Genomic DNA, 26,046 nt, shown 5'->3' on the forward strand with positions numbered 1-26,046 from the left:
AGGCCATGTGGGGCAAGCCGGACAGGCGGTCGATGAACGGGCGGCGGACGATGCGCTCGTGCGCGGCGAGCGGTTTCGCGCGCTCGTGCTGCCGCATCTCGACGCCGCTTACAACCTCGCGCGCTGGCTGAGCGGCAGCGCCGGCGACGCGGACGACGTCGTGCAGGACGCGTGCATGCGCGCGCTGCGCTTCGTCGATTCGTGTCGCGGCGACAACGCGCGGCCGTGGCTGCTGACGATCGTGCGCCACACCTGGTACACCGAATGGCGGCGGCGCACGCATGCGCACGAGGTCGCGCTGCCCGACACGCTCGACGACGCCGACGTGCCCGACGACTGGCAGCCGGCGACGGAGGACCCGCTCGCGCACCTGCTGCGCGGCGAGAACGTGCGGCTCGTGAACGCGGCGCTCGCGAAGCTGCCGACCGAATACCGCGAGGTGCTCGTGCTGCGCGAAATGGAAGACTTGAGCTACCGCGAGATCGCGGCGATCGCGGACGTGCCGGTCGGCACGGTGATGTCGCGGCTCGCACGCGGCCGGCGCAAGCTCGCCGCGCTGCTGGCCGGCGAGCCGGCGCCGACGACCGAAGGCCGGCCGGGCCGTGCGTCGGCGGGCGGAACCGCATCGGAGGCGATCGATGGACTGTAACGAAGCGCGAGCGTTGCTGGACGCGGACGTCGACCGCGAGCTGTCGGCGCCCGATGCGTTGCGGGTCCAGCAGCATGTCGAAGGGTGCGACGCGTGCCGCCGCGAACGCGCGCGGATCGTCACGCTGGTGCAGGCCGTGCGGCAGGCCGAATATCACCGCGCGCCGGACGCACTGCGGGCGAGCATTCTCGCGAGCCTGCCGGCAGCGGCCGCGCCTGTTCACGAACCGTCGCGATCCGAGCCGCGGCCCGAGCCCCCGTCGCCGCGGCGGCGGCCGCCCGGACGCGAATGGTTCTCGTGGCTGGCCGGGCGGGGCGGGCCGGCACGACCGGGCCCGGTCGGCGCCGGCCCGCGCGTGGCCGCGTGGCCGGGCCTCGGCTGGGGCGTCGCGTTGCTGATGGCGGTCGCGGCGGCGGGCGGCATGGCGTGGTCCGCCCGCCACGCGGACACCGACCGAACGGTCGACGAACTGGTCGCGAGCCACGTGCGGGCCGATCTGTCGGCGCGCGACATCGACGTGATCTCGACCGACCAGCACACGGTCAAGCCGTGGTTCAACGGCCGGCTCGATTACGCGCCGCCGGTCGAGGATCTCGCCAAGGACGGTTTCGCACTGGTCGGCGGCCGGCTCGATTACGTCGGGCGGCGCCGTGTCGCGGTGCTCGTCTATCGCCACCGGCAGCACGTGGTCGACGTCTACGTGCAGCCGGCGGGCGAACGTCCGGCGGCCCCTTACGCGACCGTGTCGCAAGGCTATGCGCTGGATCGCTGGAACGCGGCCGGCATGACGTGGTGGGCCGTGACCGACGCCGAGCCGTCGGCGCTCGCGGCGTTCCGCACGGCGCTCGATGCGCGGCTTGCCGGCGCGCCTGACGAATGACCGTGGCGGCGGCGGGCGGGCGCATTGACGTTCCGACCCCGGCCCTCGCGAGGCCGATCCGTCGCCGCTTGCCCGGGCAATACCTGTTCAAGTCTTTGAAAACACGGCCGAATCCGGGGGCGAATCGTCGATTGGCCTTGCATGTGCCCCGTAACCGGGTTAAAATCTTCGGCTTCTCACTTGCCACACCGGTTCAGACGCCCGGGTGGCTTTAATCCACAAGGAGTGTGTAATGCGTCATTACGAAATCGTATTCATCGTGCACCCGGATCAAAGCGAGCAGGTGCCCGCGATGATCGAGCGCTACAAGTCCACGATCACGTCGCACGGCGGCCAGATCCACCGTGTCGAAGACTGGGGCCGTCGCCAGCTGGCCTACATGATCGAGAAACTCGCGAAGGCTCACTACGTCTGCATGAACATCGAGTGCGACCAGACGACGCTCGACGAACTCGAACACGCGTTCAAGTTCAACGACGCCGTGCTGCGTCACCTCATCGTCAAGATGAAGAAGGCCGAAACCGGCCCGTCGCCGATGATGAAGGAAGTTCAGCGCGAAGAAGCCAAGAAGGCGGCTGCTGCTCAGCCGGCCGAAGCGCAGGCTTAAGTTCGTCACTTATTAAGCCATCAAGGAGCGCGCCACTCACGTGAACAGGTTGCAATTGACGGCGAGCGTCGTCGAACGCGCACCGGTGCGATATACGCCGGCCGGTGTTCCGATCGCAAGCGCCACGTTGCATCACCGCACGGAAGTCGTCGAAGCAGGCATTCCCCGTCAGGTCGAAATGACGATCGAGGCGGTGGCGGCCGGTGAGGCGAGCGGCAAGCTGGAAAGTCGTGAAATGGGCGTCGAAACGCTGTTCACGGGCTTCCTGGCCAAGAAAAGCCGCAACGCGAGAACCTTGGTGTTTCACATCACTGCATTGCAGGACACAGGAAAGGACTGAAAACATGGCCCGCCCGACTGGTAAGAAATTCGACAAGCGTCGTCAGCAACAAAACCCGCTCTTCAAGCGCAAGAAGTTCTGCCGTTTCACGGCTGCCGGCGTCGAGCAGATCGACTACAAGGACACGGAAACGCTGAAGGACTTCATCGGCGAAAACGGCAAGATCACGCCGGCTCGCCTGACGGGTACGAAGGCGCACTATCAGCGTCAGCTGGATACGGCGATCAAGCGTGCGCGTTTCCTCGCGCTGCTGCCGTACACCGATCAGCACAAGGCGTAATCAGGCGACGCAATAAGGAGAATTCGAATGCAAATCATTCTGTTGGAAAAAGTCGCCAATCTGGGCAACCTCGGCGACATCGTCAAGGTCAAGGACGGTTACGCTCGCAACTTCCTGATCCCGAACCGCAAGGCTCGCCGTGCAACGAAGGAAGCGATCGCCGAATTCGAAGTGCGCCGCGCTGAACTCGAAAAGATCGCCGCTGAAAAGCTGGCGGCATCGCAGGCGGTCGGCGAGAAGCTGAACGGCCAGTCGTTCGAAATCACGCAGAAGTCGGGCGTCGACGGCCGTCTGTTCGGCTCGGTCACGAACGGCGACGTCGCGGAACTGCTGAAGAAGGCAGGCTACGAAGTCGAGAAGCTGCAAGTGCGCATGCCGGAAGGCCCGCTGAAGATGATCGGCGAGCACAACGTGCAAGTCGCGCTGCACACGGACGTCGTCGTCGACGTCACGATCAACGTGATCGGCGACCACGCGTAAGCGTAGACGCAAGCTTGCCGGGCGGCTTCCGCCGTCCGGACAAGGGCAGGCGCCCGGGCAACCGGGGCCTGCCTTTTTTATTGCCTGCTCGCCGGCAAGCGGTGGTAGCGCTGCCGCCATCTATTCGCGATAATCCCAACCCATGAACGCGCCGCAAGATCCCCAAATCGAATCGCTGAAAGTCCCGCCGCATTCGGTGGAAGCCGAGCAGTCGGTGCTCGGCGGCCTGTTGCTCGACAACGCGGCATGGGACCGGATTGCCGATTTCCTGTCGCAGGGCGACTTCTACCGCTACGACCACCGGATCATCTACGAGCACATCGGCCGCCTGATCGCGTCGACGCGCCCGGCCGACGTCGTGACCGTGTACGAAGCGCTGACCACGTCCGGCAAGGCCGACGACGTCGGCGGGCTCGCCTACCTGAACGCGCTCGCGCAGAACACGCCGAGCGCGGCGAACATCCGCCGCTACGCGGAAATCGTGCGCGACCGCGCGGTGCTGCGCCGGCTGGTGTCGGTCGCCGACGAGATCTCGGCCGACGCCTTCAATCCGCAGGGCAAGGAAGTCCGCCAACTGCTCGACGAAGCCGAATCGAAGGTGTTCTCGATCGCCGAAGAGGGCGCGCGCGGCAACCAGGGCTTCCTCGAGATCGGCCCGCTGCTCACGCAGGTGGTCGAGCGCATCGACACGCTGTATCACACCGCGAACCCGAGCGACGTCACCGGCACGCCGACCGGCTTCGTCGACCTCGACCGGATGACGTCCGGGATGCATGGCGGCGAGTTGATTATCGTGGCCGGAAGACCGTCGATGGGTAAGACGGCCTTCTCGATGAACATCGGCGAATACGTCGCGGTCGAGTACGGGTTGCCGGTCGCGGTGTTCTCGATGGAAATGCCGGGCACCCAGCTCGTGATGCGTATGCTCGGCTCGATCGGCCGGCTCGACCAGCACCGGATGCGTACCGGCCGCCTGACCGACGAGGACTGGCCGAAACTGACGCACGCGGTGCAGAAGATGAGCGAGGCGCAGCTGTTCATCGACGAGACGGGCGGGTTGAACCCGATGGAACTGCGCTCGCGCGCGCGGCGCCTGGCGCGGCAGTGCGGCAAGCTCGGCCTGATCATCGTCGACTACCTGCAGCTGATGTCGGGTTCGTCGCAGGGCGAGAACCGTGCGACCGAAATTTCGGAAATCTCGCGATCGCTGAAGAGTCTCGCGAAGGAACTCGACGTGCCGGTGATCGCGCTGTCGCAGCTGAACCGCGGCCTCGAACAGCGCCCGAACAAGCGTCCGGTGATGTCGGATTTGCGCGAATCGGGCGCAATCGAACAGGATGCGGACGTGATCCTGTTCATTTATCGCGATGAGGTCTACAATCCGGACAGCCCTGACAAGGGGACGGCCGAAATCATCATCGGCAAGCAGCGTAACGGCCCGATCGGGCCCGTTCGGCTCACGTTCCTGGGGCAATACACGAAGTTCGACAATTTTGCCGGGGCGCAAACTTTCTACGGCGAGTAACGCCGGTTGTAAACATCTATTTCGCCAATTGTTGTATCCAATCCCGGCGTGCGCATATGCGCACGTCGCGTCGCGACCGAAACCGGTACAATGTCGCCCGTTTTCGTGACAGTAGTTTGACAATCTCTCAGGAATCCCATGTTCGGTCGATTCATGCCCACCGAGGGCAAGTTCTTTGAACTCTTCAACGCGCACGCGAAGCACATCGTTTCCGGTGGCCGCGAGCTCGAACTGCTGATCGACAATCTCGCCGACGCCGAGATTCACAAGCAAAACGTGCAAATCGCCGAGAAGGCCGCCGACAAGCTCACGCACGAGGCGATCGATCTGCTGCACAAGACCTTCATCACGCCGCTCGATCGCGACGAGATCCACAAGCTGATCACGACGATGGACGACATCCTCGACCTGATGGAAGACGTCGCGACGGCCGTGTCGCTGTACGACGTGCAGTCCGTCACGTCGGAGGCGAGCCAGCTCGCGCACATCGTCACGCAGTCGGCGCAACACGTGCAGCAGGCCGTCGGCCTGCTGTCCGACATGAAGCAGTCGGCGCAGATCCTCAAGCAGTGCGAGGAAATCGACCGCTGGGAGTCGGAGGCCGACCGCGTGCTGCGCTCGGCCATGTCGAAGCTGTTCCGCGAGGAAGACGACGTGAAGACGCTCATCAAGCTGAAGGCGATCTACGAGCTGCTCGAGGAGATCACCGACAAGTGCGAGGACGTCGCGAACATCATCGAAGGCATCGTGCTGGAAAACGCCTGAGCGGACCACGATGCATTCGATACAACTCGCCCTATGGATGGTCGCGACGCTGGTGCTCGTCGCGCTCGTATTCGACTTCATGAACGGCTTTCACGACGCGGCGAACTCGATCGCCACCGTCGTGTCGACCGGGGTGCTGAAGCCCCAGCAGGCCGTGGTGTTCGCGGCCGCGTTCAACGTGATCGCGTACTTCATCTTCCACCTGAAAGTCGCGCAGACCGTCGGTAAAGGCACGATCGATCCCGAGATCGTCGACCATTACGTCGTGTTCGGCGCGCTGGTCGGTGCGATCGGCTGGAACGTGATTACCTGGTACTACGGGATTCCGTCGAGCTCGTCGCACGCACTGATCGGCGGCCTCGTCGGCGCGGCGCTCGCGAAGTCCGGCTGGGATGCGCTGAACGTCGACGGTCTGTTGAAGACGATCGCGTTCATCTTCATTTCGCCGCTGCTCGGTTTCATCCTCGGTTCGCTGTTCATGCTCGGCGTGTCGTGGCTGTATTTCCGTACCGCGCCCAGCAAGGTCGACCGGCGCTTCCGCCGGCTGCAGCTGCTGTCGGCCGGCCTGTACAGTCTGGGCCACGGCGGCAACGACGCACAGAAGACGATCGGTATCATCTGGATGCTGCTGATCGCGAGCGGCTACGCGTCGGCCACCGCCGATGCGCCGCCGGCGTGGGTGATCGGCGCGTGCTATCTGTCGATGGGCCTCGGCACGCTGTTCGGCGGCTGGCGCATCGTGCGCACGATGGGCCAGAAGATCACGAAGCTCAAGCCGGTTGGCGGCTTCTGCGCGGAAAGCGGCGGTGCGATCACGCTGTTCGTCGCGTCGTTCCTCGGCATTCCGGTGTCGACCACGCACACGATTACCGGCGCGATCGTCGGGGTCGGCGCGACGCAGAAGTTGTCGGCCGTGCGCTGGGGCGTCGCCGGCAACATCGTGTGGGCGTGGGTGCTGACACTGCCGGCGGCCGCGCTGTTCGCGGCCGGCGGGTGGTGGCTCGGGCATCAGATCTTCTGAGCGCCGGCGCTGCCGGATCGACCTGAAATGCGCCGCAAGCCGAAAGGCTGCGGCGCATTTTCTTTGGGAGCGGCGCCGAGAGGGAGGGTGGTGGATGCCGCCAACGTCGCGGCGGTTGGGGTTCGGGCAACCGCTCAGTAACTGCCGTTCGCGAACCGCGCGATTGGATCGTCAGCCGTACTCGTACGCGGGCTGACGGGCGCGGATTGCGTCGACGCACGCCACACCTGAACGGGCGCGGGCTCGATACTGCGTGGGGGCGCCGACGCGGCAGCGGGCGGCGGCTCGGCATCGAACGCGGCGGCCTGGGCGGCCGTCAGCGCGGTCGTCGGAATCTGCGTGCCGACTTCCGCCGGCGCGGCCGGTGCGGCATTGGCCGTCATTGCGGTCGCGTCGTCATTTGCCGACGTGGCCTGCTGCTGGGCCGTCCGCATCCGCGGTGGCGGCGGTTCGTACGGATCGGCGGTCTGGGCTGCCGGGGCAGTTGCGGCAGCCGTCACGACGGGCGTGCTCGGCGCGAATGCCTGCGCCTGCGTCGCTCTCGCTTGCGACGGCACGGTCGCCGACTGTCGCGGCGTGGCCGCGGCCGTCACGACCACCGGAGCGGCCGCGACCGCCGGCGCATTGCGCGGCGCGTCGCGCTTGGCCTCGTAGGTCGGCGCATCGAACGGCGTCGGGGCCGAGCGCGGCGGCGCGACGCGGCGAATGCCGTCGAATCGCTTGGCCCAGTACGGGTTCGTCAGATAGTCGAGCCGCACGGTGCCACCCGTCGACGGCGCGTTGACGAAGCGCAGCTTGCCGACATAGATACCGACGTGCGAATGCGGCCGCCCGGTCGTATTGAAGAAAATCAGGTCGCCCGGCGCGATCTCGTCGGGTTCGACCGACACGCCGCGGCCGCTCATGTCGGCGGTCGTGCGCGGCAGGTTCACGTCGGCCGCGCGGCCGATCACGTAGCGCACGAGCCCGCTGCAGTCGAAGCCGCTCGTCGGCGTGTTGCCGCCCCAGCGATACGGGACGCCGACGAGGCTCATCGCCTGGATCGAGATTTCTTCCTGACCGACGCTGTGGTCGACGAATTTCGGGAAATTGGCGGGCGCCGGGAACGCACGCGGCGTCGTGATCTTCATGCCCGACGCGGAACGCGATGCCGACTGCGGCGGCACGCTGGAACAGGCCGCAAGCAGGGAGACGACGGCGACGGGAACCCAGATTCGAAGCATGGCAAGGCGGGCGAGCGCGACGCGCTCGCGAATCGTATGACAACAGACAGACCCGATGGTAGACGCTCCGGCGGGGCTTAAGCAACCATTCTTGAGAATTTACTTGAAGTTTCGCGCGTAAACGGGGTTGTTGCGTGACGAAGTGTTACTTCGGTATTCGACCCCAAATAAAAACGGCGCTCCGAAAATGGAGCGCCGCGTGGCGTCGAAAGCCGGCCGATCGGCCGGGGGCGCGTTACAGAATGTCCGACGCGTAGTCGGCGAGCCGCGAGCGTTCGCCGCGTGCGAGGGTCACGTGGCCGCTGTGGCCCCAGCCCTTGAAGCGGTCGACGACGTAGGTCAGGCCCGAGCTGCCTTCGGTCAGATAAGGCGTGTCGATCTGCGCGATGTTGCCGAGGCACACGATCTTCGTGCCGGGGCCCGCGCGCGTGACGAGCGTCTTCATCTGCTTCGGCGTCAGGTTCTGCGCCTCGTCGATGATCAGATACTTGTCGACGAACGTGCGGCCGCGCATGAAGTTCATGCTCTTTACCTTCAGGCGCGAGCGGATCAGCTCCTGCGTCGCGGCACGGCCCCATTCGCCGGCCGCGTCGTCGGTCTTCTGCAGCACTTCGAGGTTGTCGTCGAATGCGCCCATCCACGGCTGCATCTTCTCTTCCTCGGTGCCGGGCAGGAAACCGATGTCCTCGCCGACGGGCACGGTCGCGCGCGTCACGATGATCTCGTTGTAGCGCTTGTCGTCGAGCACCTGGGCGAGGCCGGCCGCGAGCGCGACGAGCGTCTTGCCGGTGCCGGCCTGGCCGAGCAGCGTGACGAAGTCGATCTCGGGGTTCATCAGCAGGTTCAGCGCGAAATTCTGCTCGCGATTGCGCGCGGTGATGCCCCACACGTTGTTCTTGTGGTGGCTGTAGTCGCGCAGCGTCTGCAACAGCGCCGTCTTGCCGTTCAACTCGCGGACGATCGCATGGAACGTCGGTTCGCCGTTCTGCGGCTCGAGATAGACGAACTCGTTGACGAGCATCGACGCGACGAGCGGGCCGGTCACGCGGTAGTACGTGGTGCCCGTCTTCGTGTCCTGCCAGCTCTCCATGCCCTTCGCATGCCTGGTCCAGAAATCCTGCGGCAGTTCGCGCACGCCGTTGTACAGGAGATCCGAATCCTCGAGCACCTGGTCGTTGAAGTAGTCCTCCGCGGGCAGGCCGAGTGCGTGCGCCTTGATCCGCATGTTGATGTCTTTCGACACCAGCACGACCTGGCGGTCGGGCCGGTCGCGCTGCAGCGCGCGCACGACGCCGAGGATCTGGTTGTCGGCCTTGCCTTCGGGCAGGCCTTCGACGGGCGCGATGTCGGCGAGCTTCGTCTGGAAGTACAGGCGGCCGAGCGCGTCGCGGCTGCCGAGGCGCGACAGCGGAATACCGCCCGTGATCGGGCCGCCGTCGGCGACGAGCGCGTCGAGCGTGCGGCTGACCTGGCGGGCGTTGCGCGCGACTTCGGACATCCCCTTCTTGTGGTTGTCGAGTTCCTCGAGCGTCATCATCGGCAGATAGACGTCGTGTTCCTCGAAGCGGAAGAGGCTGCTCGGGTCGTGCATCAGCACGTTGGTGTCGAGCACGAACAGTTTCTGCTGTTCGGTTTCGGCGGGCTTGCGGCTGCGCGACTTCGTCGCGGCGCCGGCATCGCGCGCGGGCGCGGCGGCCGGTTTGCCGGCGGCCGGCTTGTCGTTGCGTGCGACGACCGGCGCCGCGGGTTCGGCGGGCGCCTGCAGCGGCTGCAGCAGCGCGGCCGTCTGTTTGGTCTTGCGGCCGCGCGCGGGTGTGCTCGCGGCGTCGGGCGCCGAAGACGCGACGGCGCGCAGCGGCGCGGCCGTGTTCGCGGCTTCGATCATCGGTTGGGCCACGCTGGCCGGACCATAGTCACCGGCTGTGGATGCGTCCCCTTCGGCGGATTTCTTCGCGGCTTTCGCGGGCCGCGCTTTCGCCTTGTATTCGTCGGGCGGCAGCAGGCTGCCGAGCTTGCTGGGGGGAGTAGGCAAAGGCATGGTGTCCCTCGGGAGGAATCGTGTCGCATGGCGTGCGCCGCTGATCGCATCCTGCGTGACGTAGACGCATGCAGTTTGCGCGCGGTGGCGCACAGGAATTTCGTCTAGCCGGTTCGCCTAAGTGTCGATCAGCTCCTCGATGCGGTAAAGGCCGGACCGGGGAGGGCCGGCGCGCGTTCCATAAAAAAAGCCGCTGCCCCGTCGACAGGGACATGCGGCTCGGCTGATGCCGTCGTGATGCGCGTCAGGTGCCGGGAGACAATGCAACGGGCACCGGCGCAGCTACGAGAAATATGGGGCGAACGGGCATTCATTGCGGCCCAATATAACGCGCCTCAAAGCGCTTGTACAGCCTTTAGCACGTCGTCCACGTGACCCGGTACCTTGATGCCGCGCCATGCCTGGCGGAGCACGCCGTCGGCGTCGAGCAGGAACGTCGAGCGCTCGATTCCGCGTACTTCCTTGCCATACATTTTCTTCATCTTGATGACATCGAACAACGCGCACAGCGCTTCGTCGGCATCGGAGATCAGCGGGAACGGCAGCTCGAGCTTGGCCTTGAAATTGTCGTGCGAGCGCAGGCTGTCGCGCGACACGCCGATGACTTCCGCGCCGGCTTTCTTGAACTTCGGATAGAGATCGCGGAACTGCAGCCCTTCGGTCGTGCAGCCGGGCGTGTTGTCCTTCGGATAGAAGTACAGCACGAGCTTCTTGCCCTTCAGGCCGGACAGCGAAATGTCGCCGCCCGTGGCCGGTGCGGTGAAATCGGGAACTTGACGGTCAACTTCGACGGACACGTGTTTCTCCTGTTGTTATGGAATGGCGCCGCTGCGGCGGCGCGGTTCGGCGGGGCGTCGCGGCAGCGCGCCGCAAGGGCGGAGCGGCGACGCCGGCTCGCGCGCGGACTCAGTCGGGCTGGACGACCAGTTCGCCGGAGCGACCGGGGATTTCGCCCCACGCGACAGGGTACGATGGCAGCGAGCCGCGGTCCAGCGTCGCGTGGTAGTCGCCCATCGTCGCGAACGTATGGCCTTGCGCGCGCCAGCCGGCGAGCAGTTGCTCGAACACGGGCGCGAGCTTCTGGCCTTCCAGCTCCGCATGCAGCGTGAAGACCTGGTCGTGCGGATTGGTTTCGGTGAACCGGAGGATGTGCGCGGCGACGTTGTGCGTGTCGATGCCGTCGACGCCGAGCACTTCGTCGAGCGTCGGCAGCGTGGTCGGCATCTGCACGTGCGACAGCGTGCGGCCGCCGACGACGGGCAGGTACGGCGAATGGCCGCGACCGTCGGACGCGTAGCGCATCCCCCATGCGTCGATCTGCTCGAACGCGGCGTCGTTCATCTGCCAGCCGGCCGCGCCGTGCGTGACGGGCGGCGCGCCGAAGATCTCGACGAAGCGCGCGTGACTCTTCTGCATTTCACGCGCGGTCCAGTCGCGATCGCGTGCGCGCACGTTGTCCTGCCAGACCACGTGATCCCACGTGTGGATCCCGCATTCGAAGCCGGCCTCGTGAATCGCGCGCATGTCGGCGATCGCGCGGCGGCCGATGTCGGGGCCGGGCAGCAGCACGCCGTACATCAGCTGCTTCACGCCGTAGTGTTCGACCACCGACGTGCGCGATACCTTCTTCAGGAAGCCCGGGCGGAACACGCGTCGCAGCGCCCAGCCCGTGTGATCGGGCCCGAGGCTGAAGAGGAAAGTCGCGCGCGCGTTGAAGCGGTCGAAGATGCGCGCGAGGTTCGGCACGCCTTCACGCGTGCCGCGCAGCGTGTCGACGTCGATCTTGAGGACGATGCGAGCCAAGCGAACGTCCCGATCAGCCTTGCTGTTCGACGAGCGCGCGCGCGTCGGCGACGTGGCCGCGATACGCTTCGAAGATGTTGCGCAGCGCGTCGTCGAACGTCGCTTGCGGCGCCCAGCCGAGTTCCTGCATCGTGTTGTCGATCTTCGGCACGCGGTTCTGCACGTCCTGGTAGCCGTTGCCGTAGTAGGCGCCGGACGTCGTTTCGACGAGCTTCACCTGCTTGGCCGAATCGGCGTACTCCGGGAATTCCGCCGCCAGTTCGAGCATCTTGTGCGCGAGTTCGCGAACCGAGAAGTTGTTCTTCGGATTCCCGATGTTGTAGATCTTGCCCGACGCGACGCCGTCCTTGTTGTCGATGATCTTCATCAGCGCGCTGATGCCGTCGCCGATATCGGTGAACGCGCGCTTCTGCGAGCCGCCGTCGACGAGGCTGATGTTCTCGCCGCGCACGATGTGGCCGAGGAACTGCGTGACCACGCGCGAGCTGCCTTCCTTCGGCGTGTAGATCGAGTCGAGGCCCGGGCCGATCCAGTTGAACGGACGGAACAGCGTGAAGTTCAGGCCTTCCATCCCGTAGCCCCAGATCACGCGGTCCATCAGCTGCTTCGAGCACGCGTAGATCCAGCGCGGCTTGTTGATCGGGCCGTAGGTGAGCGCCGACGCGTCCGGGTCGAACTGCTCGTCCGAGCACATGCCGTAGACCTCGGAGGTCGACGGGAACACGAGGTGCTTGCCGTACTTGACGGCCGAACGCACGATCGGCAGGTTCGCCTCGAAGTCGAGTTCGAACACGCGCAGCGGCTGCTGGACGTAGGTGGCCGGCGTGGCGATCGCGACGAGCGGCAGGATCACGTCGCACTTCTTCACGTGATACTCGACCCACTCCTTGTTGATCGTGATGTCGCCTTCGAAGAAATGCATCCGCTCGTGGTTGACGAGGTCGCCCAGCCGGTCGGTCTGCATGTCCATGCCGAACACTTCCCAATCGGTGGTTTCAAGAATGCGCTTCGACAGGTGATGGCCGATGAAGCCGTTCACACCCAGGATCAGGACTTTTTTTGCTTTCATGAATGACGGGAAGAATGAATGAACTGCGCGAATTCCGCGGGCGTCACGACGGTTTCGCTGCCGTCGCGCTGCTGCCGGAGTTCGAGAATGGATAGGGCGCGGCTGTCGCCGCAGACGCCGAATAGCGCATTATCGCTTACGTGCAGGCCGGGCGGCAAATCTGCCGCGGCGGCCGCTGCCGCGCTGCCGGGCGCCGCGAGGCGCGCACGCGCGATGATGAAGCGCGCGCCGTCGATGTCCGTGAAGGCGCCCGGATACGGGGGCGCGACCGCGCGCACCAGGTTGTAAACCTGCGCGGCCGGCTTCGACCAGTCGACGCGGCCGTCCTCGGGCTTGCGCCCGCCGTAGTAGCTGCCGGTAGCGAGATCGTTCGGCAGGTGCGGCGCCTCGCCCGCGAGCAGCGCGGGCAGCACGCGCCACAGCGTCTGTTCGGCGGCCACCGTGACCTTGTCGAACACCTGCGCGGCCGTGTCGTCCGGCAGGATCGGCACCGCGGTCTGCGCGACGATCGCGCCCGCGTCGGGCTTGGCGGCCATCTCGTGCAGCGTCGCGCCGGTCTCGGTCTCGCCGTTCAGCACGGCCCAGTTGGTCGGCACCCGACCCCGGTATTTCGGCAGCAGCGAACCGTGCATGTTGTACGCGCCGCGCGGCGCGATCGCGAGCAGGTCCACCGGCAGCATGTGCCGGTAGTAGAACGAGAAGATGAAATCGGGCCGCGCGTCGGACACCGCGCGGCGCAGCGCCGGATCGGCGGGGTCGGCCGGCGTGAGCACCGGAATGCCGTGCTCGGCCGCGACGGACGCGACGCTGCCGAACCAGATGTTCTCGTTCGGATTGTCGTCGTGCGTGACGACCAGCGCGACGTCGACGCCGCGCGCGAGCAGCACCTGAAGGCAACGCACGCCGACGTTGTGATATGCGAAGACGACCGCGCGCGGCTTCATTGCGCGGCTCCCGGGCCCGGGCGATTCGCGGCGGCCGGCACCGGCGGCATGCCGTCGTGCTGCTCGAGCACGGCCTGGATCAGGTAGCGGGGGCGCGCGCGCACCTGCTGGTAGATGCGGCCGACGTATTCGCCGAGCAGGCCGAGCGCGAAGATGATCACGCCGAGCAGGAAGAACGTGATCGCGAACAGCGTGAACACGCCTTGCACTTCCGCGCCGACGATGAAGCGGCGCACGAGCAGCAGCACGAACAGCGCCGCGGAGCCGAGCGACAGGATCACGCCGATGAACGACAGCCACTGCAGCGGCACGACCGAGAAGCCCGTCACGAGGTCGAAGTTCAGCCGGATCAGGCTGTACAGCGAATACTTCGATTCGCCCGCGAAGCGTTCCTCGTGCGCGACCTCGATCTCGGTCGGGTTCTGCGCGAACGTGTACGCGAGCGCGGGGATGAACGTGTTGACTTCGCCGCACACGTTGATCGTGTCGATGATGCGGCGGCTGTACGCGCGCAGCATGCAGCCCTGGTCGGTCATCTTGATGCGCGTGATGCGCTCGCGCAGCCGGTTCATCATCTGCGACGCCTTGCGCCGCCACAGGCTGTCCTGGCGCTGCTTGCGGATCGAGCCGACGTAGTCGTAGCCCTCGCGCATCTTCGCGATCAGCTTGCCGATTTCCTCGGGCGGGTTCTGCAGGTCGGCGTCGAGCGTGATCACGATCTCGCCGCGCGACTGCGCGAAGCCCGCGAGGATCGCCATGTGCTGGCCGTAGTTGCCGTTGAGCAGCACGACGCGCGTCGTGTCGGGCCGTACGTGGAACTGATCGGCGAGCATCGCCGCCGAGCGGTCGCGGCTGCCGTCGTTGATCAGGATCACTTCGTACGACGTGTCGAGTGCGTCGAGCGCCGGATACAGTCGCGCGAACAGCGCGGCGAGGCCGTCTTCCTCGTTGTACACGGGGATGATGACCGATACTTCGGGCCGGCCGGCGTCCAGGTGCGCGGCGCCCGGGTGCCCGGCGCGTGCTTCAAGGTGACTCATGTACGCTTATTTTCCGTATTGTTCGCAAATCTGATTGACGGCGTCGGCCACGCGACGCACGTCGCCTTCCGTCATCTGCGTAAACAGCGGCAGCGTGACGGTCGACGCACCGTACCGTTCGGCGTGGGGGAACATGCCCTCCTTGAAACCGCGCGCACGGTACAGCGTGAAAAGATGGATCGCCGGGTAGTGGATGCCCGTGCCGATGCCGCGTTCCTTCAGTTGCGCCATGAATTCGGCGCGCGTGATCGTCAGCCGCTCGAGCGGCAGCGTGACCAGGAACATGTGCCAGTTGCCGTTCTCGAATTCGGCGACCGGCAGGCCGAGGCCGAGCTTCACGGCCGCGCCGCCGTCGAACGCGGCGAAATACGCGCGGGCGAGCGCGCGGCGCTGCGCGGTGAAGCGCTCGATGTGCGGCAGCTGGCCGAGGCCGACGCGCGCGGCGACGTCGGTCAGGTTGTACTTGCCGCCGAGCACGTCGCAGTCCATCCCGTCGAAGCCGGTGCGCGTGATGCCCTGCAGCCGGTACTTCTGCGCGAGCACGGCTTCGTCCTCGTTGTTCAGCACGAGCGCGCCGCCTTCGATCGTCGTCAGGTTCTTGTTCGCGTGGAAGCTGAACGACACGATGTCGCCGATCACGCCGATGCGCTTGCCGTGCCACGTCGAGCCGAACGCCTGCGCGGCATCCTCGATCACGCGCAGGTTGTGCGCGCGGGAGATCGCGTACAGGCGGTCCATGTCGACCGGCAGGCCGGACAGGTACACGGGGATGATCGCCTTCGTACGCGGCGTGATCGCCTGCTCGAGCTTGTCGAGGTCGATGTTGCGCGTGACGGGATCGATGTCCGCGAACACGGGCGTCGCGCCGGTTTCGATGATCACGTTGCTGGTCGAGACCCACGACGCCGGTGTCGTGATCACCTCGTCGCCGGGGCCGACGCCCGCGATGCGCAGGCCGATCTCGAGCGTGCAGGTGCCCGAATTGAACGCGCGGACCGGACGGCCGCCGCAGTACTCGGACAGCGCGGCTTCGAATTTCTGGCACTGCGGGCCGGTGGTGATCCAGCCCGAGCGCAGCACGTCGACGACGCCCTGGATGGTTTCCTCATCGATCTCGGGGCGGGTGAACGGCAGAAACGGAGCGGTAGTCTGGCTCATGAACGCGTTGGGCCTGTAATGGCGTGTAATAAAAGGGTCGGGCGATCCGTCCGAAACCGGCATTAAACACCGGTTGGCCGATTCGCACCGTGATTTTTTGTAGGCGGACGCTTAACGCCGCGGCCGTGCTCAACTGCGCGCGAGCACGAGCACGCCGATCAGGATGATGCCGATGCCGACGAACTTCTGGATCGACAGCACCTCGCCGAACAGGTACCACGCCGCGAACGCGTTGACGACGTAGCCGAGCGACAGCATCGGGTACGCGATCGACACGTCGACCCGCGACAGCCCGACGATCCATACGACGACGCTCAGCACGTAGCAGCCGAGCCCGCCGATGATCGGCAACTGGGTCGCGATCTTGAACCCGACCGGGATGATGTTCGCACGGCTGAATTCGAAGTGTCCAACGGCGTTGACGCCGGCTTTCAGCAGAAGTTGCGCACAGGCGTTGAGCATCACGCCGGTGATGATGCAGACGAACGAAACGGGATTCATGCGAAGGACGTCCTTACGATTGCGGTTTCTCGACGATCACGCGGCGGTTGTCGCGCGCGATCACGCGCATCGGCACGCCTTCCTTGACCAGCGCGTCGTACTGGCCGGGCGGCATGATCGCGAGCGCATGGGCGTCTTGCTTCCAGCGCGTGACCCATTCGCCGACGGTCGGGATCCATTTGTTCGGCTCGACCGAGATCCCGAACGCCAGCTCGTCCTGGCGCTGCACCATGATCGTCGTGTGGCCCACGTAGAACGGGAACGTGTGATCGAGCATTTCGATCGAGTAGAACGGCGTGTCGGGCGGCAGTTTCGCCAGTTCGGCACGCACGGCCGGCGCGAGCAGCGCGCCCGAGCTGTAGCGGCCGAACTCGTCGTGCCCGGTGCCGCCGATCGTCCCGAACGCGAGCCATGCGGCGCCGAACGCGGCGAGCGCGGCGGCCACGCCCGCGCGGCGGTTCAGCCATGCGGCCGCGAGCGTCAGCGTGGCCGACACCGCGAGACCCGCGTACAGCCACATCTGGAACGCGCGGTACAGCGCGTTCGGCGTGCGGGCGTCGCCCTGGTACGCGAGGAAGATGATTCCGAACGCCGCGGCGACGAAGAACACGAGATAGCCGAGCAGGTGGCGGCGGAAGCGGTCGGCCGTCATCAGCGGCAGGTACGCGCCGATGATCAGCGCGAGCGCCGGCGCGACCGGCAGCACGTACGAGATCAGCTTCGAATGCGACGCGCTGAAGAACAGGAAGATGAACGCGCTCCAGATCAGCAGCACGAGCATCGGCGCGAAACCGTTCGGCTGGCGCGGCATGCGCAGCGCGTGGCGGATGCTCTGCCACGCGACCGACAGCCACGGCAGGAAGCCGACCAGCAGCACGGGCACGAAGTAGTACAGCGGGCCCGGGCGGTTCTGCTCCGGGGTCAGGTACCGGCGGAATTGCTGGACGACGAAGAAGAAATTGAAGAATTCGGGGTTGCGCTGCTGGACGAGCACGAACCACGGCGTGACGATCGCGAAGAAGATCACGAGGCCGCTGACGAGGTACAGGCGCTTCCACAGCGCCCAGTCGCGCGCGATCAGCGTATACAGCACGAGCACGGCGCCCGGCAGGATCAGCCCGACGAGGCCCTTGGACAGCACCGCGAACGCCATCGCGGCCCAGCACGCCCACATCCAGCCGCGCACCGCGGCGGGGCGTAGCCCGGGCCGCTGCGCGAGCAGCAGCGAGCAAAGCGACAGCGCCATCCAGAACGCGAGCCCCATGTCGAGCGCGTTGAAGTGGCCCATCAGGTTCCAGTACGGCGCGCTGGCCAGCACGACGGCCGCGAGGAAGCCCGACAGCTGATTGAACAGGCGCGCGCCGGTGTAGCCGACGAGCAGCACGCCGGCGAAGCTCGCAACGGCGGTGTACAGGCGCGCCTGCCATTCGCCGATGCCGAACCACGCGAACGTCAGCGCGTTCAGCCAGGTCTGCAGCGGCGGCTTCTCGAAGTACTTGTAGCCGTTGTAGCGCGGCGTGATCCAGTCGCCGGTGACGAACATCTCGCGCGCCATTTCCGCGTAGCGGCCTTCGTCGCTCGGGATCAGGTGGCGCAGCCCGAGCGGCGCGAACCAGACGATCGCGAACGCGACGAGCAGGAGGACGAGCGTGATGCGATTGAGCGGTAGCCTCGACGGCGTATCGTTCATGGGTTTTCAGCCTGTTGGTTGGTGTGACGGGCCGCCGGCGGGGTGCGCCGGGGGCGGGCGGTCTGGCCGGGGCGAGCGGGGGATCGACCCGCTGCGCCGGCCCGTGTTTTACCGCATCGGGGATTAACGTTCAATCAAGAGCGCGGCGGCGACTTTGCGGCCTTCGGCCATCAGGATGTTGTAGGTGCGGCAAGCGGCCTGGAAATCCATCGTCTCGACGCCGATGCGCTTCGCGGTGAGCGCCGCGACGAGCCGCGGGTGCGGGAAGCGCAGCCGCGCGCCGCTGCCGAAGATCACGAGTTCGGGCGTCGGGTCGAGCAGCATCGCGAAATGCTCGGGCGCGAGCGCGTCGAACGACGACACGGGCCACGCCTGGACCGGCGCGCCGGGCAGCACGATGACGCTCGTTTCATGGCGTTCGAGGTTGACGTCGACATAATCGGGGCCGTAGCCCGTAACGGTGTTGAGCGCGCCGCTCGTGTCCTGGTGCAGTTTCAAATCGGTATTCCGCGGTTCCGTAGGGGAATGGATTGGCCCGGCCGCAGGGGCCCGGCGGGCCGGTTTCGCGCGCCCCGGCACGCGCGGACGCCCGACGGCGCGGGCCCGGCGCGGCTATGGTGCATTGCGAAAGTCGGCCAAAATCCGCTAAATTATAACTTTTTGGTCGCCTGCGGGCGCCACTTGCGTCGTGCGTCGCCACAAGCCGCGTCCGACCGCCGCTTTTTCCCAGTCTAGACAGCGCGCACAGACCGGCCGCTTTCCAGTTTTGATCCCGTCCCCCCGGCCGCAAGGCCAACCCAGGAACCGTGTCGTCGTGAAACCGATTCAGAAGTCGAACAAGCTGCTCAACGTCTGCTACGACATCCGTGGCCCGGTGCTCGAGCACGCGAAGCGCCTCGAGGAAGAAGGCCACCGCATCATCAAGCTGAACATCGGCAACCTCGCGCCGTTCGGTTTCGACGCGCCGGACGAAATCATCCAGGACATGATCCGCAACCTGCCGGCGTCGTCCGGCTATTCGGATTCGAAGGGCGTGTTCTCGGCGCGCAAGGCCGTGATGCACTACACGCAGGAAAAGGGCGTCGTCGGCGTCGGTCTCGACGACATCTACATCGGCAACGGCGCGTCCGAGCTGATCGTGATGGCGACCCAGGCGCTCCTGAACGACGGCGACGAAGTGCTGCTGCCCGCGCCCGACTATCCGCTGTGGACGGCGGCCGTGAGCCTGTCGGGCGGCACGCCCGTGCACTACGTGTGCGACGAGCAGAACGCGTGGATGCCCGATCTCGACGACATCCGCAGCAAGATCACGCCGAACACGAAGGCGATCGTCGTGATCAACCCGAACAACCCGACCGGCGCGCTTTATTCCGACGAATTGCTGCTGGAGCTGCTCGAGATCGCGCGCCAGCACGGGCTGATCGTGTTCGCCGACGAGGTCTACGACAAGATCGTCTACGACGGCCTCGAGCACACGGCGCTGGGTTCGCTGTCGGAGGACGTGATCACCGTCACCTTCAACAGTTTGTCGAAGAGCTATCGGTCGTGCGGCTATCGCGCGGGCTGGATGGCCGTGTCGGGCCTCGGCGGCGACAACCGCCGGCGCGCGAAGGATTACCTGGAAGGGCTCGGCATCCTGTCGTCGATGCGCCTGTGCGCGAACGTGCCCGGCCAGTTCGCGATCCAGACGGCGCTCGGCGGCTACCAGAGCATCAACGAGCTGATCGTGCCGAGCGGGCGCCTGTACAAGCAGCGCGAACTCGCGTATGACATGCTGACGTCGATCCCGGGCGTGACCTGCGTGAAGCCGCAGGCCGCGCTGTACATGTTCCCGCGCCTCGACCCGAAGCTCTACCCGATCCAGAACGACCAGCAGTTCATTCTCGACCTGTTGCTCGAGGAGCGCGTGCTGCTGGTGCAGGGCACGGGTTTCAACTGGGGGGCGCCGGACCACTTCCGCGTGGTCTTCCTGCCGAACCTCGACGACCTGACCGATTCGATCAACCGGATCGCACGCTTCCTCGACGGCTACCGCAAGCGCCATTCGGTCTGAGCGGGCAGCGTCACACGGAACTCACTACTTCTTACTCATCGATCACACGCAGCATGGAACCGATCAAAGTTGGCCTGTTGGGCTTCGGCACCGTCGGCAGCGGCACCTTCACGGTGTTGCACCGCAACCAGGAAGAAATCAAACGACGCGCGGGGCGCGGCATCGAGGTCGCGCGCATTGCCGTGCGCAACCCGGCCAAGGCGCAGGCGGCGCTCGGCGCTGACGCCGGCACCGCGCAGATCACCGACGATTTCAATGCGGTCGTCGACGACCCGTCGATTTCGATCATCGCCGAGATGATCGGCGGCACGGGCATCGCGCGCGAGCTCGTGCTGCGCGCGATCGCGAACGGCAAGCACGTCGTGACGGCGAACAAGGCGCTGCTCGCGGTGCACGGCACCGAGATCTTCGAAGCCGCGCGCGAGAAAGGCGTGATGGTCGCGTTCGAGGCGGCCGTCGCCGGCGGCATCCCGATCATCAAGGCGCTGCGCGAAGGCCTGACCGCGAACCGCATCCAGTACATCGCCGGCATCATCAACGGCACGACGAACTACATCCTGTCGGAAATGCGCGACCGCGGGCTCGACTTCGCGACCGCGCTGAAGGCCGCGCAGGAGCTCGGCTACGCGGAAGCCGATCCGACCTTCGACATCGAGGGCGTCGACGCCGCGCACAAGGCGACGATCATGAGCGCGATCGCGTTCGGCGTGCCGGTGCAGTTCGACCGCGCGTACGTCGAGGGCATCAGCAAGCTCGACGCGACCGACATCCGCTACGCGGAAGAGCTCGGCTACCGGATCAAGCTGCTCGGCATCGCGCGCCGCGCCGCAAACGGCATCGAGCTGCGCGTGCACCCGACGCTGATCCCGGAAAAGCGGCTGCTCGCGAACGTCGAGGGCGCGATGAACGCGGTCGTCGTGCACGGCGATGCGGTCGGCACGACGCTGTACTACGGCAAGGGCGCGGGTGCGGAGCCGACCGCGTCGGCGGTCGTCGCGGATCTCGTCGACGTCACGCGCCTGCATACGGCCGACCCCGAACACCGCGTGCCGCACCTCGCATTCCAGCCGGACAGCCTGTCGAACACGCCGATCCTGCCGATCGAGGAAGTGACGAGCGGCTACTACCTGCGCCTGCGCGTCGCGGATCAAACCGGCGTGCTCGCCGCGATCACGCGCATCCTCGCCGAATCGGGGATCTCGATCGACGCGCTGCTGCAGAAGGAATCGGAGCAGATCGACGGCGCGAACGGCGAAACCGACATCATCCTGATCACGCACGAGACGGTCGAGAAGAACGTCAATGCGGCGATCGCGCAAATCGAGAGCCTCGCGACCGTCGTGTCGAAGGTGACGAAGCTGCGCATGGAAGCGCTGAACTGAGGCTGACGACATGAACTACATTTCCACGCGCGGCGCCGGTATCGGCGAGCGCCATACGTTCTCCGACATCCTGCTCGGCGGTCTCGCGAAGGACGGCGGGCTTTACCTGCCGGCCGACTATCCGAAGGTGTCCGCCGACGAGCTCGCGCGCTGGCGCACGCTGCCGTATGCGGATCTCGCGTTCGAGATCCTGTCGAAGTTCTGCGACGACGTGCCGGCCGACGACCTGCGCGCGATCACGCGCCGCACGTACACGGCCGCCGTGTACAGCAACACGCGCCACGGCGAGAACGCGTCCGACATCACGCCGCTGAAGACGCTCGGCACCGAGCACGGCACGGCGCTGTCGCTGCTCGAACTGTCGAACGGCCCGACGCTCGCGTTCAAGGACATGGCGATGCAGTTGCTCGGCAACCTGTTCGAGTACACGCTCGCGAAGCACGGCGAAGCGCTGAACATCCTCGGCGCGACGTCGGGCGACACGGGCAGCGCGGCCGAATACGCGATGCGCGGCAAGGCCGGCGTGCGCGTGTTCATGCTGTCGCCGCACAAGAAGATGAGCGCGTTCCAGACGGCGCAGATGTTCAGTCTGCAGGATCCGAACATCTTCAACCTCGCGGTCGAAGGCGTGTTCGACGACTGCCAGGACATCGTGAAGGCCGTGTCGAACGATCACGCGTTCAAGGCGCAGCAGAAGATCGGCACGGTCAACTCGATCAACTGGGCGCGCGTCGTCGCGCAGGTCGTGTACTACTTCAAGGGCTATTTCGCGGCGACGCAGTCCAACGACGAGCGCGTGTCGTTCACGGTGCCGTCGGGCAACTTCGGCAACGTCTGCGCCGGTCACATCGCACGGATGATGGGGCTGCCGATCGCGAAGCTGGTGGTCGCGACCAACGAGAACGACGTGCTCGACGAGTTCTTCCGCACCGGCGCCTACCGCGTGCGCAGCGCCGAGAACACCTATCACACGAGCAGCCCGAGCATGGACATCTCGAAGGCATCGAACTTCGAGCGCTTCGTGTTCGACCTGCTCGGCCGCGATCCGGCCCGCGTGATGCAACTGTTCCGCGACGTCGAGGAGAAGGGCGGCTTCGATCTCGCGGCGAGCGGCGATTTCGCGCGCGTCGCCGAATTCGGCTTCGTGTCGGGCCGCAGCAGCCATGCCGACCGCATCGCGACGATCCGCGACGTATTCTCGCGCTACGACACGATGATCGATACGCATACGGCCGACGGCGTGAAGGTCGCGCGCGAGCATCTGGAGGCCGGCGTGCCGATGGTCGTGCTCGAGACGGCGCAGCCGATCAAGTTCGGCGAGACGATCCGCGAAGCGCTCGATCGCGAAGCCGAGCGGCCGGCCGCCTTCGACGGGCTCGAGGCGCTGCCGCAGCGTTTCGAGGTCGTGAAGGCCGACGCGCAGCAGGTAAAGGACTTCATCGCCGCCCATACGCGCGCATGACGCATGGCCGGGCCTGCGGGCCCGGCGGCGCACGACGGCCGGAATGCCGATTCGTCGAACGGATCGGGGTTCCGGCCGTTTCGTTTGGCCCGCGGGTTTGGCCCGCGGACATCGCATTCGGTGCGAAACAAGTGCCAGACCTGAAGGTGCGCGCCGATCACAGTCTTCGCATGCTCGCCATATCGCGCGTACGCGTGGCGGCGTCGCTACAATGACGTACTGACTCCAACGATTCCCGATGCCATCGATGTCGAACCCGAATCCCGCGGCGCCGCGCGCGCCGATGCTGTCGACCGCCGAGGCGCTCGCCGCGTTGCTCGACGCCGCGAAGCCGCTGCCCGGCGCGGAAACCGTCGCCACGCTCGACGCGCTGGGCCGCGTGCTGGCGGCCGACGTGAGCTCGCCGCTCGACGTGCCGCCGATGCATACGAGCGCGATGGACGGCTACGCGGTGCGCGTCGCCGACCTGCTGCACGGCGATCGGCGCTTGCCGGTGTCGCAGCGCATTCCGGCCGGGCATCCGGCCGCGCCGCTGGCAGCCGGCACGGCCGCGCGGATCTTCACCGGCGCGACGGTGCCGCCCGGTGCCGACGCCGTCGTGATGCAGGAGCAGACGTCGGCAGACGGCGACGCGGTCGAGATCCTGCACACGCCGAAGGCCGGCGAATGGATCACCGCGCAGGGCGCTGACATCCGCCAGGGTTCGGTGATCCTGCCGGCCGGCACGCGGCTCACGCCGCAGGCGCTGGGTCTTGCCGCATCGGTCGGCTGCGCGCAGTTGTCGGTCGCGCGGCGGATTCGCGTGGCGGTGTTCTTCACCGGCGACGAACTGACGATGCCGGGCGAGCCGCTGAAGCCCGGTGCGATCTACAACTCGAACCGCTTCACGCTGCGCGGGCTGCTCGAGCGACTCGGCTGCCACGTGACCGACTACGGGATCGTGCCCGACTCGCTCGCCGCGACGCGCGACACGTTGCGCGAGGCCGCCCGCGACCACGACGTGATCGTGACGAGCGGCGGCGTGTCGGTCGGCGACGAGGATCACGTGAAGCCGGCCGTCGAGGCCGAAGGGCGGCTCGCGCTGTGGCAGATCGCGATGAAGCCCGGCAAGCCGCTCGCGTACGGCGCGGTGCGCCGCGGCGACGAGCGCGCCGACGCGCACTTCATCGGGCTGCCCGGCAATCCCGTCTCGAGTTTCGTCACGTTCCTGCTGTTCGTGCGGCCGTTCCTGCTGCGCCTGTCCGGCGTGCGCGACGTCGCGCCGCGCGCGTTGTCGCTGCGTGCCGATTTTTCGCAGAGCAAGGGCGACCGGCGCAACGAATTCCTGCGCGCGCGCGTCAATGCGGCCGGCGGTCTCGACCTGTTCCCGAACCAGAGCTCGGCCGTGCTCACGTCGACGGTCTGGGGTGACGGGCTGATCGACAATCCGCCGCAGCACGCGATCAGTGCAGGCGAGACCGTGCGTTTCATTCCGTTTTCCGAATTGCTGTCGTAACGCGGCGGCTTCCCGAACCATGAAGATCCAGCTGAAGTTTTTTGCAAGCGTGCGCGAGGCACTGGGCGTCGCCGACGAACAGGCCGACGTGCCGGACAGCGTGACGACCGTCGGCGACGTGCGCGCGTGGCTGCGCGTGCGCGGCGGTGCGTGGGCCGAGACGCTCGCCGAAGGGCGCGCGTTGCGCATGGCGTGCAACCACGAGATGACCGATCCCGACACGCGGCTCACCGAAGGCTGCGAGGTCGCGTTCTTCCCGCCGGTGACGGGCGGTTGAGGCGGGCGTGATGGCGACGATACGAGTCCAGACCGACGATTTCGACCTGAACGCCGAAGTGGCGGCATTGCGGGCGCGCAACCCGAGGATCGGCGCGGTCGCGTGCTTCGTCGGCACGGTGCGCGACCTGAACGAAGGCGATGCGGTTGCCGCGATGGAGCTCGAACACTATCCGGGCATGACCGAGAAGGCGCTCGAGAAGATCGCGGCCGAGGCCGGCCGGCGCTGGCCGGGCATCGACGTCGCGATCGTGCATCGCGTCGGCAGGCTGCTGCCGCTCGACCAGATCGTGATGGTCGCGACGGTCGCGTCGCACCGCGGCGATGCGTTCGCGTCGTGCGAGTTCGTGATGGACTATCTGAAGACCGAAGCGCCGTTCTGGAAGAAGGAAACGACGCCGGATGGCGAGCGCTGGGTCGATGCGCGCAGTACCGACGACGCCGCGCTCGCGCGCTGGGGCGTCGAGTCGGGCAACACGCGGCGCTGAGCGCGGCGCGCGGGCGATGCGGCGATGTGCCGCAAGTTCCGCTTGAACCGCAGATGCCGCATCGTCGCGCGTGACGGGCGTTACGCGTCCGGGTCGGCGCCGCGCCCGATGATCTTCGTCGGAAACGGCTCGCCGCGCTCGCGCGACGGCAACGCGTGCGGATCGTCGCCCGCGTCGCGGCGGCGCGGCGCGATCGCGTCGAGCAGCGCCTGCTGTTCGGCCGGAATCCGGTAGTCCCAACCGAAGCGGCTCAATTGCAGGCTCTGCGCGATCCGCAGCGCGGGCTCCATGAAACGGATCGCCGCGGCCGGCGCGTAACGCGCTTCGACGGTGTTCAGAAACAGCGACAGCCAGCGGCTGAAATGGGCCGGCTCGACGCCGTCGAGCGGCTGGTGCGCCTGCTGCACGTTGCCGCGATAGCCCTTGGTGCCGAGCACGAGGCTCGACCAGAACGTCACCATCTTCGGCAGATGATCGTCCCAGCGGCCGGCGAGCTTCGCGGCGAACACGGGCCCGAGCAGCGGATCGGCGCGCACGCGGTCGTAGAACGCGTAGACGAGATCGCGGATGTTGTCTTCGGTCGGCTCGGCGTCGCGGGGGCGGGCCGGTACGGGTTCGGGCGAGGCGGGCAGGGCGGTCATGACAAAAAGGGCTGGTGGAGCAGGGCGCCGACGGGGCACCGGGGTGGGCAACGAGCAGGACGCCGGCCGGATTTTGACGCAAAATAGCGTGCTGTCACCCTTGGAAAACGTGCGGATATCACGCATGTTATTGCGCGCCCGCGATCCCGGCAACCCGGGGCCGCGCCGCGGGACCTTCGGTCGGCCCTGCACGCATCGCGATCGGCCCGCCTCACGTCATCGGGGCACGATCGATC

At 66.6% G+C, this 26,046-nt stretch carries 27 protein-coding genes and 1 pseudogene; 16 read left to right on the forward strand and 12 right to left on the reverse strand.

The genetic code is table 11. The features are described from left to right. Positions 1 to 7 precede the first annotated feature (7 nt). From AC3IFE_RS24195 to AC3IFE_RS24235, 9 genes are all read left to right on the forward strand, one after another. Positions 8 to 649, forward strand: coding sequence for an RNA polymerase sigma factor (locus AC3IFE_RS24195; RefSeq protein ID WP_489192470.1), 642 nt, complete (start codon positions 8 to 10; stop codon positions 647 to 649). After that, positions 639 to 1,529 (forward strand): anti-sigma factor family protein, encoded by an 891-nt coding sequence (locus tag AC3IFE_RS24200; protein WP_489192472.1) that lies wholly within the window; start codon positions 639 to 641, stop codon positions 1,527 to 1,529. The genes AC3IFE_RS24195 and AC3IFE_RS24200 overlap by 11 nt, the downstream gene beginning before the upstream one ends. Before the next feature lie 232 nt (positions 1,530 to 1,761). Continuing rightward, a complete protein-coding gene (gene rpsF / locus AC3IFE_RS24205; protein ID WP_006486255.1) occupies positions 1,762 to 2,136 on the forward strand; it encodes a 30S ribosomal protein S6 in 375 nt (124 codons plus the stop codon). Between the two features lie 40 nt (positions 2,137 to 2,176). Next, complete coding sequence (gene priB, locus AC3IFE_RS24210; RefSeq protein WP_011549649.1) at positions 2,177 to 2,476, forward strand: primosomal replication protein N; 300 nt, start codon at positions 2,177 to 2,179, stop codon at positions 2,474 to 2,476. A 4-nt stretch (positions 2,477 to 2,480) separates the two neighbouring features. Beyond that, on the forward strand, positions 2,481 to 2,756 hold the full coding sequence (gene rpsR / locus AC3IFE_RS24215; protein WP_004193360.1) for a 30S ribosomal protein S18: 276 nt from the start codon (positions 2,481 to 2,483) through the stop codon (positions 2,754 to 2,756). Positions 2,757 to 2,783: 27 nt separating this feature from the next. Continuing rightward, a complete protein-coding gene (rplI, locus tag AC3IFE_RS24220; RefSeq protein ID WP_006486256.1) occupies positions 2,784 to 3,236 on the forward strand; it encodes a 50S ribosomal protein L9 in 453 nt (150 codons plus the stop codon). 142 nt (positions 3,237 to 3,378) lie between these two features. Then, entirely contained in the window at positions 3,379 to 4,761 is a 1,383-nt protein-coding gene (locus tag AC3IFE_RS24225; protein ID WP_006486249.1) for a replicative DNA helicase, read from the forward strand. A 138-nt stretch (positions 4,762 to 4,899) separates the two neighbouring features. After that, on the forward strand, positions 4,900 to 5,526 hold the full coding sequence (locus AC3IFE_RS24230) for a DUF47 domain-containing protein (RefSeq protein ID WP_089467615.1): 627 nt from the start codon (positions 4,900 to 4,902) through the stop codon (positions 5,524 to 5,526). A gap of 10 nt (positions 5,527 to 5,536) precedes the next feature. Beyond that, positions 5,537 to 6,547 carry an inorganic phosphate transporter gene (locus tag AC3IFE_RS24235; protein ID WP_489192482.1) on the forward strand — a complete coding sequence of 337 codons (1,011 nt, stop codon included), beginning with the start codon at positions 5,537 to 5,539 and terminating at the stop codon, positions 6,545 to 6,547. A gap of 134 nt (positions 6,548 to 6,681) precedes the next feature. Here AC3IFE_RS24235 and AC3IFE_RS24240 read toward each other — a convergent pair whose 3' ends face one another. Together AC3IFE_RS24240 and AC3IFE_RS24245 are read right to left on the reverse strand one after the other, a co-directional pair. After that, positions 6,682 to 7,770 carry a C40 family peptidase gene (locus AC3IFE_RS24240; RefSeq protein WP_489192484.1) on the reverse strand — a complete coding sequence of 363 codons (1,089 nt, stop codon included), beginning with the start codon at positions 7,768 to 7,770 and terminating at the stop codon, positions 6,682 to 6,684. Between the two features lie 235 nt (positions 7,771 to 8,005). Continuing rightward, the gene (locus tag AC3IFE_RS24245) at positions 8,006 to 9,808 is read right to left on the reverse strand and encodes a PhoH family protein (protein WP_489192486.1); all 1,803 of its coding nucleotides are present in this window, start codon (positions 9,806 to 9,808) and stop codon (positions 8,006 to 8,008) included. On the opposite strand from AC3IFE_RS24245, the pseudogene AC3IFE_RS24250 reads away from it, so the two are divergent. Beyond that, positions 9,704 to 9,945 (forward strand): annotated as a pseudogene (locus AC3IFE_RS24250) (hypothetical protein); the annotation flags it as partial. The gene AC3IFE_RS24245 and the pseudogene AC3IFE_RS24250 sit on opposite strands and share 105 nt — an antisense overlap. Positions 9,946 to 10,143: 198 nt before the next feature. Here AC3IFE_RS24250 and AC3IFE_RS24255 read toward each other — a convergent pair. From AC3IFE_RS24255 to AC3IFE_RS24295, 9 genes are all read right to left on the reverse strand, one after another. Beyond that, entirely contained in the window at positions 10,144 to 10,605 is a 462-nt protein-coding gene (locus AC3IFE_RS24255; RefSeq protein WP_089467611.1) for a peroxiredoxin, read from the reverse strand. 109 nt (positions 10,606 to 10,714) lie between these two features. Next, the gene (locus tag AC3IFE_RS24260) at positions 10,715 to 11,611 is read right to left on the reverse strand and encodes a polysaccharide deacetylase family protein (RefSeq protein WP_489192488.1); all 897 of its coding nucleotides are present in this window, start codon (positions 11,609 to 11,611) and stop codon (positions 10,715 to 10,717) included. Between the two features lie 13 nt (positions 11,612 to 11,624). Continuing rightward, positions 11,625 to 12,680, reverse strand: a complete 1,056-nt coding sequence (locus AC3IFE_RS24265) for a bifunctional UDP-4-keto-pentose/UDP-xylose synthase (protein WP_011352307.1) — start codon at positions 12,678 to 12,680, stop codon at positions 11,625 to 11,627. Continuing rightward, positions 12,677 to 13,624, reverse strand: a complete 948-nt coding sequence (locus tag AC3IFE_RS24270) for a formyltransferase (RefSeq protein ID WP_489192490.1) — start codon at positions 13,622 to 13,624, stop codon at positions 12,677 to 12,679. Before AC3IFE_RS24270 ends, AC3IFE_RS24265 begins: the two co-directional genes overlap by 4 nt. After that, entirely contained in the window at positions 13,621 to 14,664 is a 1,044-nt protein-coding gene (locus tag AC3IFE_RS24275; protein ID WP_489192492.1) for a glycosyltransferase, read from the reverse strand. The genes AC3IFE_RS24270 and AC3IFE_RS24275 overlap by 4 nt, the downstream gene beginning before the upstream one ends. A 6-nt stretch (positions 14,665 to 14,670) precedes the next feature. Further along, positions 14,671 to 15,822, reverse strand: coding sequence for a DegT/DnrJ/EryC1/StrS family aminotransferase (locus AC3IFE_RS24280; protein ID WP_489192494.1), 1,152 nt, complete (start codon positions 15,820 to 15,822; stop codon positions 14,671 to 14,673). A 129-nt stretch (positions 15,823 to 15,951) separates the two neighbouring features. Continuing rightward, on the reverse strand, positions 15,952 to 16,323 hold the full coding sequence (locus AC3IFE_RS24285) for an EamA family transporter (RefSeq protein ID WP_050013231.1): 372 nt from the start codon (positions 16,321 to 16,323) through the stop codon (positions 15,952 to 15,954). A 13-nt stretch (positions 16,324 to 16,336) separates the two neighbouring features. Further along, a complete protein-coding gene (locus AC3IFE_RS24290) occupies positions 16,337 to 18,013 on the reverse strand; it encodes a glycosyltransferase family 39 protein (RefSeq protein WP_489192496.1) in 1,677 nt (558 codons plus the stop codon). A gap of 123 nt (positions 18,014 to 18,136) precedes the next feature. Continuing rightward, positions 18,137 to 18,511 (reverse strand): Mth938-like domain-containing protein, encoded by a 375-nt coding sequence (locus AC3IFE_RS24295; RefSeq protein ID WP_012328660.1) that lies wholly within the window; start codon positions 18,509 to 18,511, stop codon positions 18,137 to 18,139. 316 nt (positions 18,512 to 18,827) lie between these two features. Here AC3IFE_RS24295 and AC3IFE_RS24300 point away from each other — a divergent pair, with 316 nt between their 5' ends. The 6 genes from AC3IFE_RS24300 (at position 18,828) to AC3IFE_RS24325 (ending at position 25,169) form a co-directional block, all read left to right on the forward strand. Beyond that, positions 18,828 to 20,066: a pyridoxal phosphate-dependent aminotransferase gene (locus AC3IFE_RS24300; RefSeq protein WP_089467606.1), complete on the forward strand. Its 1,239-nt coding sequence runs from the start codon at positions 18,828 to 18,830 to the stop codon at positions 20,064 to 20,066. Between the two features lie 53 nt (positions 20,067 to 20,119). Then, on the forward strand, positions 20,120 to 21,448 hold the full coding sequence (locus AC3IFE_RS24305; RefSeq protein ID WP_089467605.1) for a homoserine dehydrogenase: 1,329 nt from the start codon (positions 20,120 to 20,122) through the stop codon (positions 21,446 to 21,448). A gap of 10 nt (positions 21,449 to 21,458) precedes the next feature. Beyond that, positions 21,459 to 22,910, forward strand: a complete 1,452-nt coding sequence (gene thrC, locus AC3IFE_RS24310) for a threonine synthase (protein ID WP_089467604.1) — start codon at positions 21,459 to 21,461, stop codon at positions 22,908 to 22,910. Between the two features lie 247 nt (positions 22,911 to 23,157). Next, complete coding sequence (locus AC3IFE_RS24315; RefSeq protein WP_301738997.1) at positions 23,158 to 24,405, forward strand: molybdopterin molybdotransferase MoeA; 1,248 nt, start codon at positions 23,158 to 23,160, stop codon at positions 24,403 to 24,405. Between the two features lie 19 nt (positions 24,406 to 24,424). Beyond that, a complete protein-coding gene (moaD, locus tag AC3IFE_RS24320) occupies positions 24,425 to 24,682 on the forward strand; it encodes a molybdopterin converting factor subunit 1 (protein ID WP_011352296.1) in 258 nt (85 codons plus the stop codon). A 10-nt stretch (positions 24,683 to 24,692) separates the two neighbouring features. After that, positions 24,693 to 25,169: a molybdenum cofactor biosynthesis protein MoaE gene (locus tag AC3IFE_RS24325; RefSeq protein WP_089467602.1), complete on the forward strand. Its 477-nt coding sequence runs from the start codon at positions 24,693 to 24,695 to the stop codon at positions 25,167 to 25,169. An 80-nt stretch (positions 25,170 to 25,249) separates the two neighbouring features. Here AC3IFE_RS24325 and AC3IFE_RS24330 read toward each other — a convergent pair whose 3' ends face one another. Beyond that, positions 25,250 to 25,810 (reverse strand): group III truncated hemoglobin, encoded by a 561-nt coding sequence (locus tag AC3IFE_RS24330; RefSeq protein WP_489192500.1) that lies wholly within the window; start codon positions 25,808 to 25,810, stop codon positions 25,250 to 25,252. Positions 25,811 to 26,046: the final 236 nt, after the last annotated feature.

The organism is Burkholderia sp. APQ4-4ca (assembly GCF_057837105.1).

Coding starts and splice junctions, on each gene's coding strand:
- AC3IFE_RS24275 (WP_489192492.1), bottom strand. CDS start 14,664: ATGAGTCACCTTGAAGCACGCGCCGGGCACCCGGGCGCCGCGCACCTG.
- rpsR (WP_004193360.1), top strand. CDS start 2,481: ATGGCCCGCCCGACTGGTAAGAAATTCGACAAGCGTCGTCAGCAACAA.
- AC3IFE_RS24240 (WP_489192484.1), bottom strand. CDS start 7,770: ATGCTTCGAATCTGGGTTCCCGTCGCCGTCGTCTCCCTGCTTGCGGCC.
- rplI (WP_006486256.1), top strand. CDS start 2,784: ATGCAAATCATTCTGTTGGAAAAAGTCGCCAATCTGGGCAACCTCGGC.
- AC3IFE_RS24305 (WP_089467605.1), top strand. CDS start 20,120: ATGGAACCGATCAAAGTTGGCCTGTTGGGCTTCGGCACCGTCGGCAGC.
- AC3IFE_RS24270 (WP_489192490.1), bottom strand. CDS start 13,624: ATGAAGCCGCGCGCGGTCGTCTTCGCATATCACAACGTCGGCGTGCGT.
- thrC (WP_089467604.1), top strand. CDS start 21,459: ATGAACTACATTTCCACGCGCGGCGCCGGTATCGGCGAGCGCCATACG.
- AC3IFE_RS24325 (WP_089467602.1), top strand. CDS start 24,693: ATGGCGACGATACGAGTCCAGACCGACGATTTCGACCTGAACGCCGAA.
- AC3IFE_RS24280 (WP_489192494.1), bottom strand. CDS start 15,822: ATGAGCCAGACTACCGCTCCGTTTCTGCCGTTCACCCGCCCCGAGATC.
- AC3IFE_RS24315 (WP_301738997.1), top strand. CDS start 23,158: ATGTCGAACCCGAATCCCGCGGCGCCGCGCGCGCCGATGCTGTCGACC.
- AC3IFE_RS24330 (WP_489192500.1), bottom strand. CDS start 25,810: ATGACCGCCCTGCCCGCCTCGCCCGAACCCGTACCGGCCCGCCCCCGC.
- AC3IFE_RS24285 (WP_050013231.1), bottom strand. CDS start 16,323: ATGAATCCCGTTTCGTTCGTCTGCATCATCACCGGCGTGATGCTCAAC.
- AC3IFE_RS24245 (WP_489192486.1), bottom strand. CDS start 9,808: ATGCCTTTGCCTACTCCCCCCAGCAAGCTCGGCAGCCTGCTGCCGCCC.
- AC3IFE_RS24225 (WP_006486249.1), top strand. CDS start 3,379: ATGAACGCGCCGCAAGATCCCCAAATCGAATCGCTGAAAGTCCCGCCG.
- rpsF (WP_006486255.1), top strand. CDS start 1,762: ATGCGTCATTACGAAATCGTATTCATCGTGCACCCGGATCAAAGCGAG.
- AC3IFE_RS24290 (WP_489192496.1), bottom strand. CDS start 18,013: ATGAACGATACGCCGTCGAGGCTACCGCTCAATCGCATCACGCTCGTC.
- AC3IFE_RS24200 (WP_489192472.1), top strand. CDS start 639: ATGGACTGTAACGAAGCGCGAGCGTTGCTGGACGCGGACGTCGACCGC.
- moaD (WP_011352296.1), top strand. CDS start 24,425: ATGAAGATCCAGCTGAAGTTTTTTGCAAGCGTGCGCGAGGCACTGGGC.
- AC3IFE_RS24230 (WP_089467615.1), top strand. CDS start 4,900: ATGTTCGGTCGATTCATGCCCACCGAGGGCAAGTTCTTTGAACTCTTC.
- AC3IFE_RS24265 (WP_011352307.1), bottom strand. CDS start 12,680: ATGAAAGCAAAAAAAGTCCTGATCCTGGGTGTGAACGGCTTCATCGGC.
- AC3IFE_RS24235 (WP_489192482.1), top strand. CDS start 5,537: ATGCATTCGATACAACTCGCCCTATGGATGGTCGCGACGCTGGTGCTC.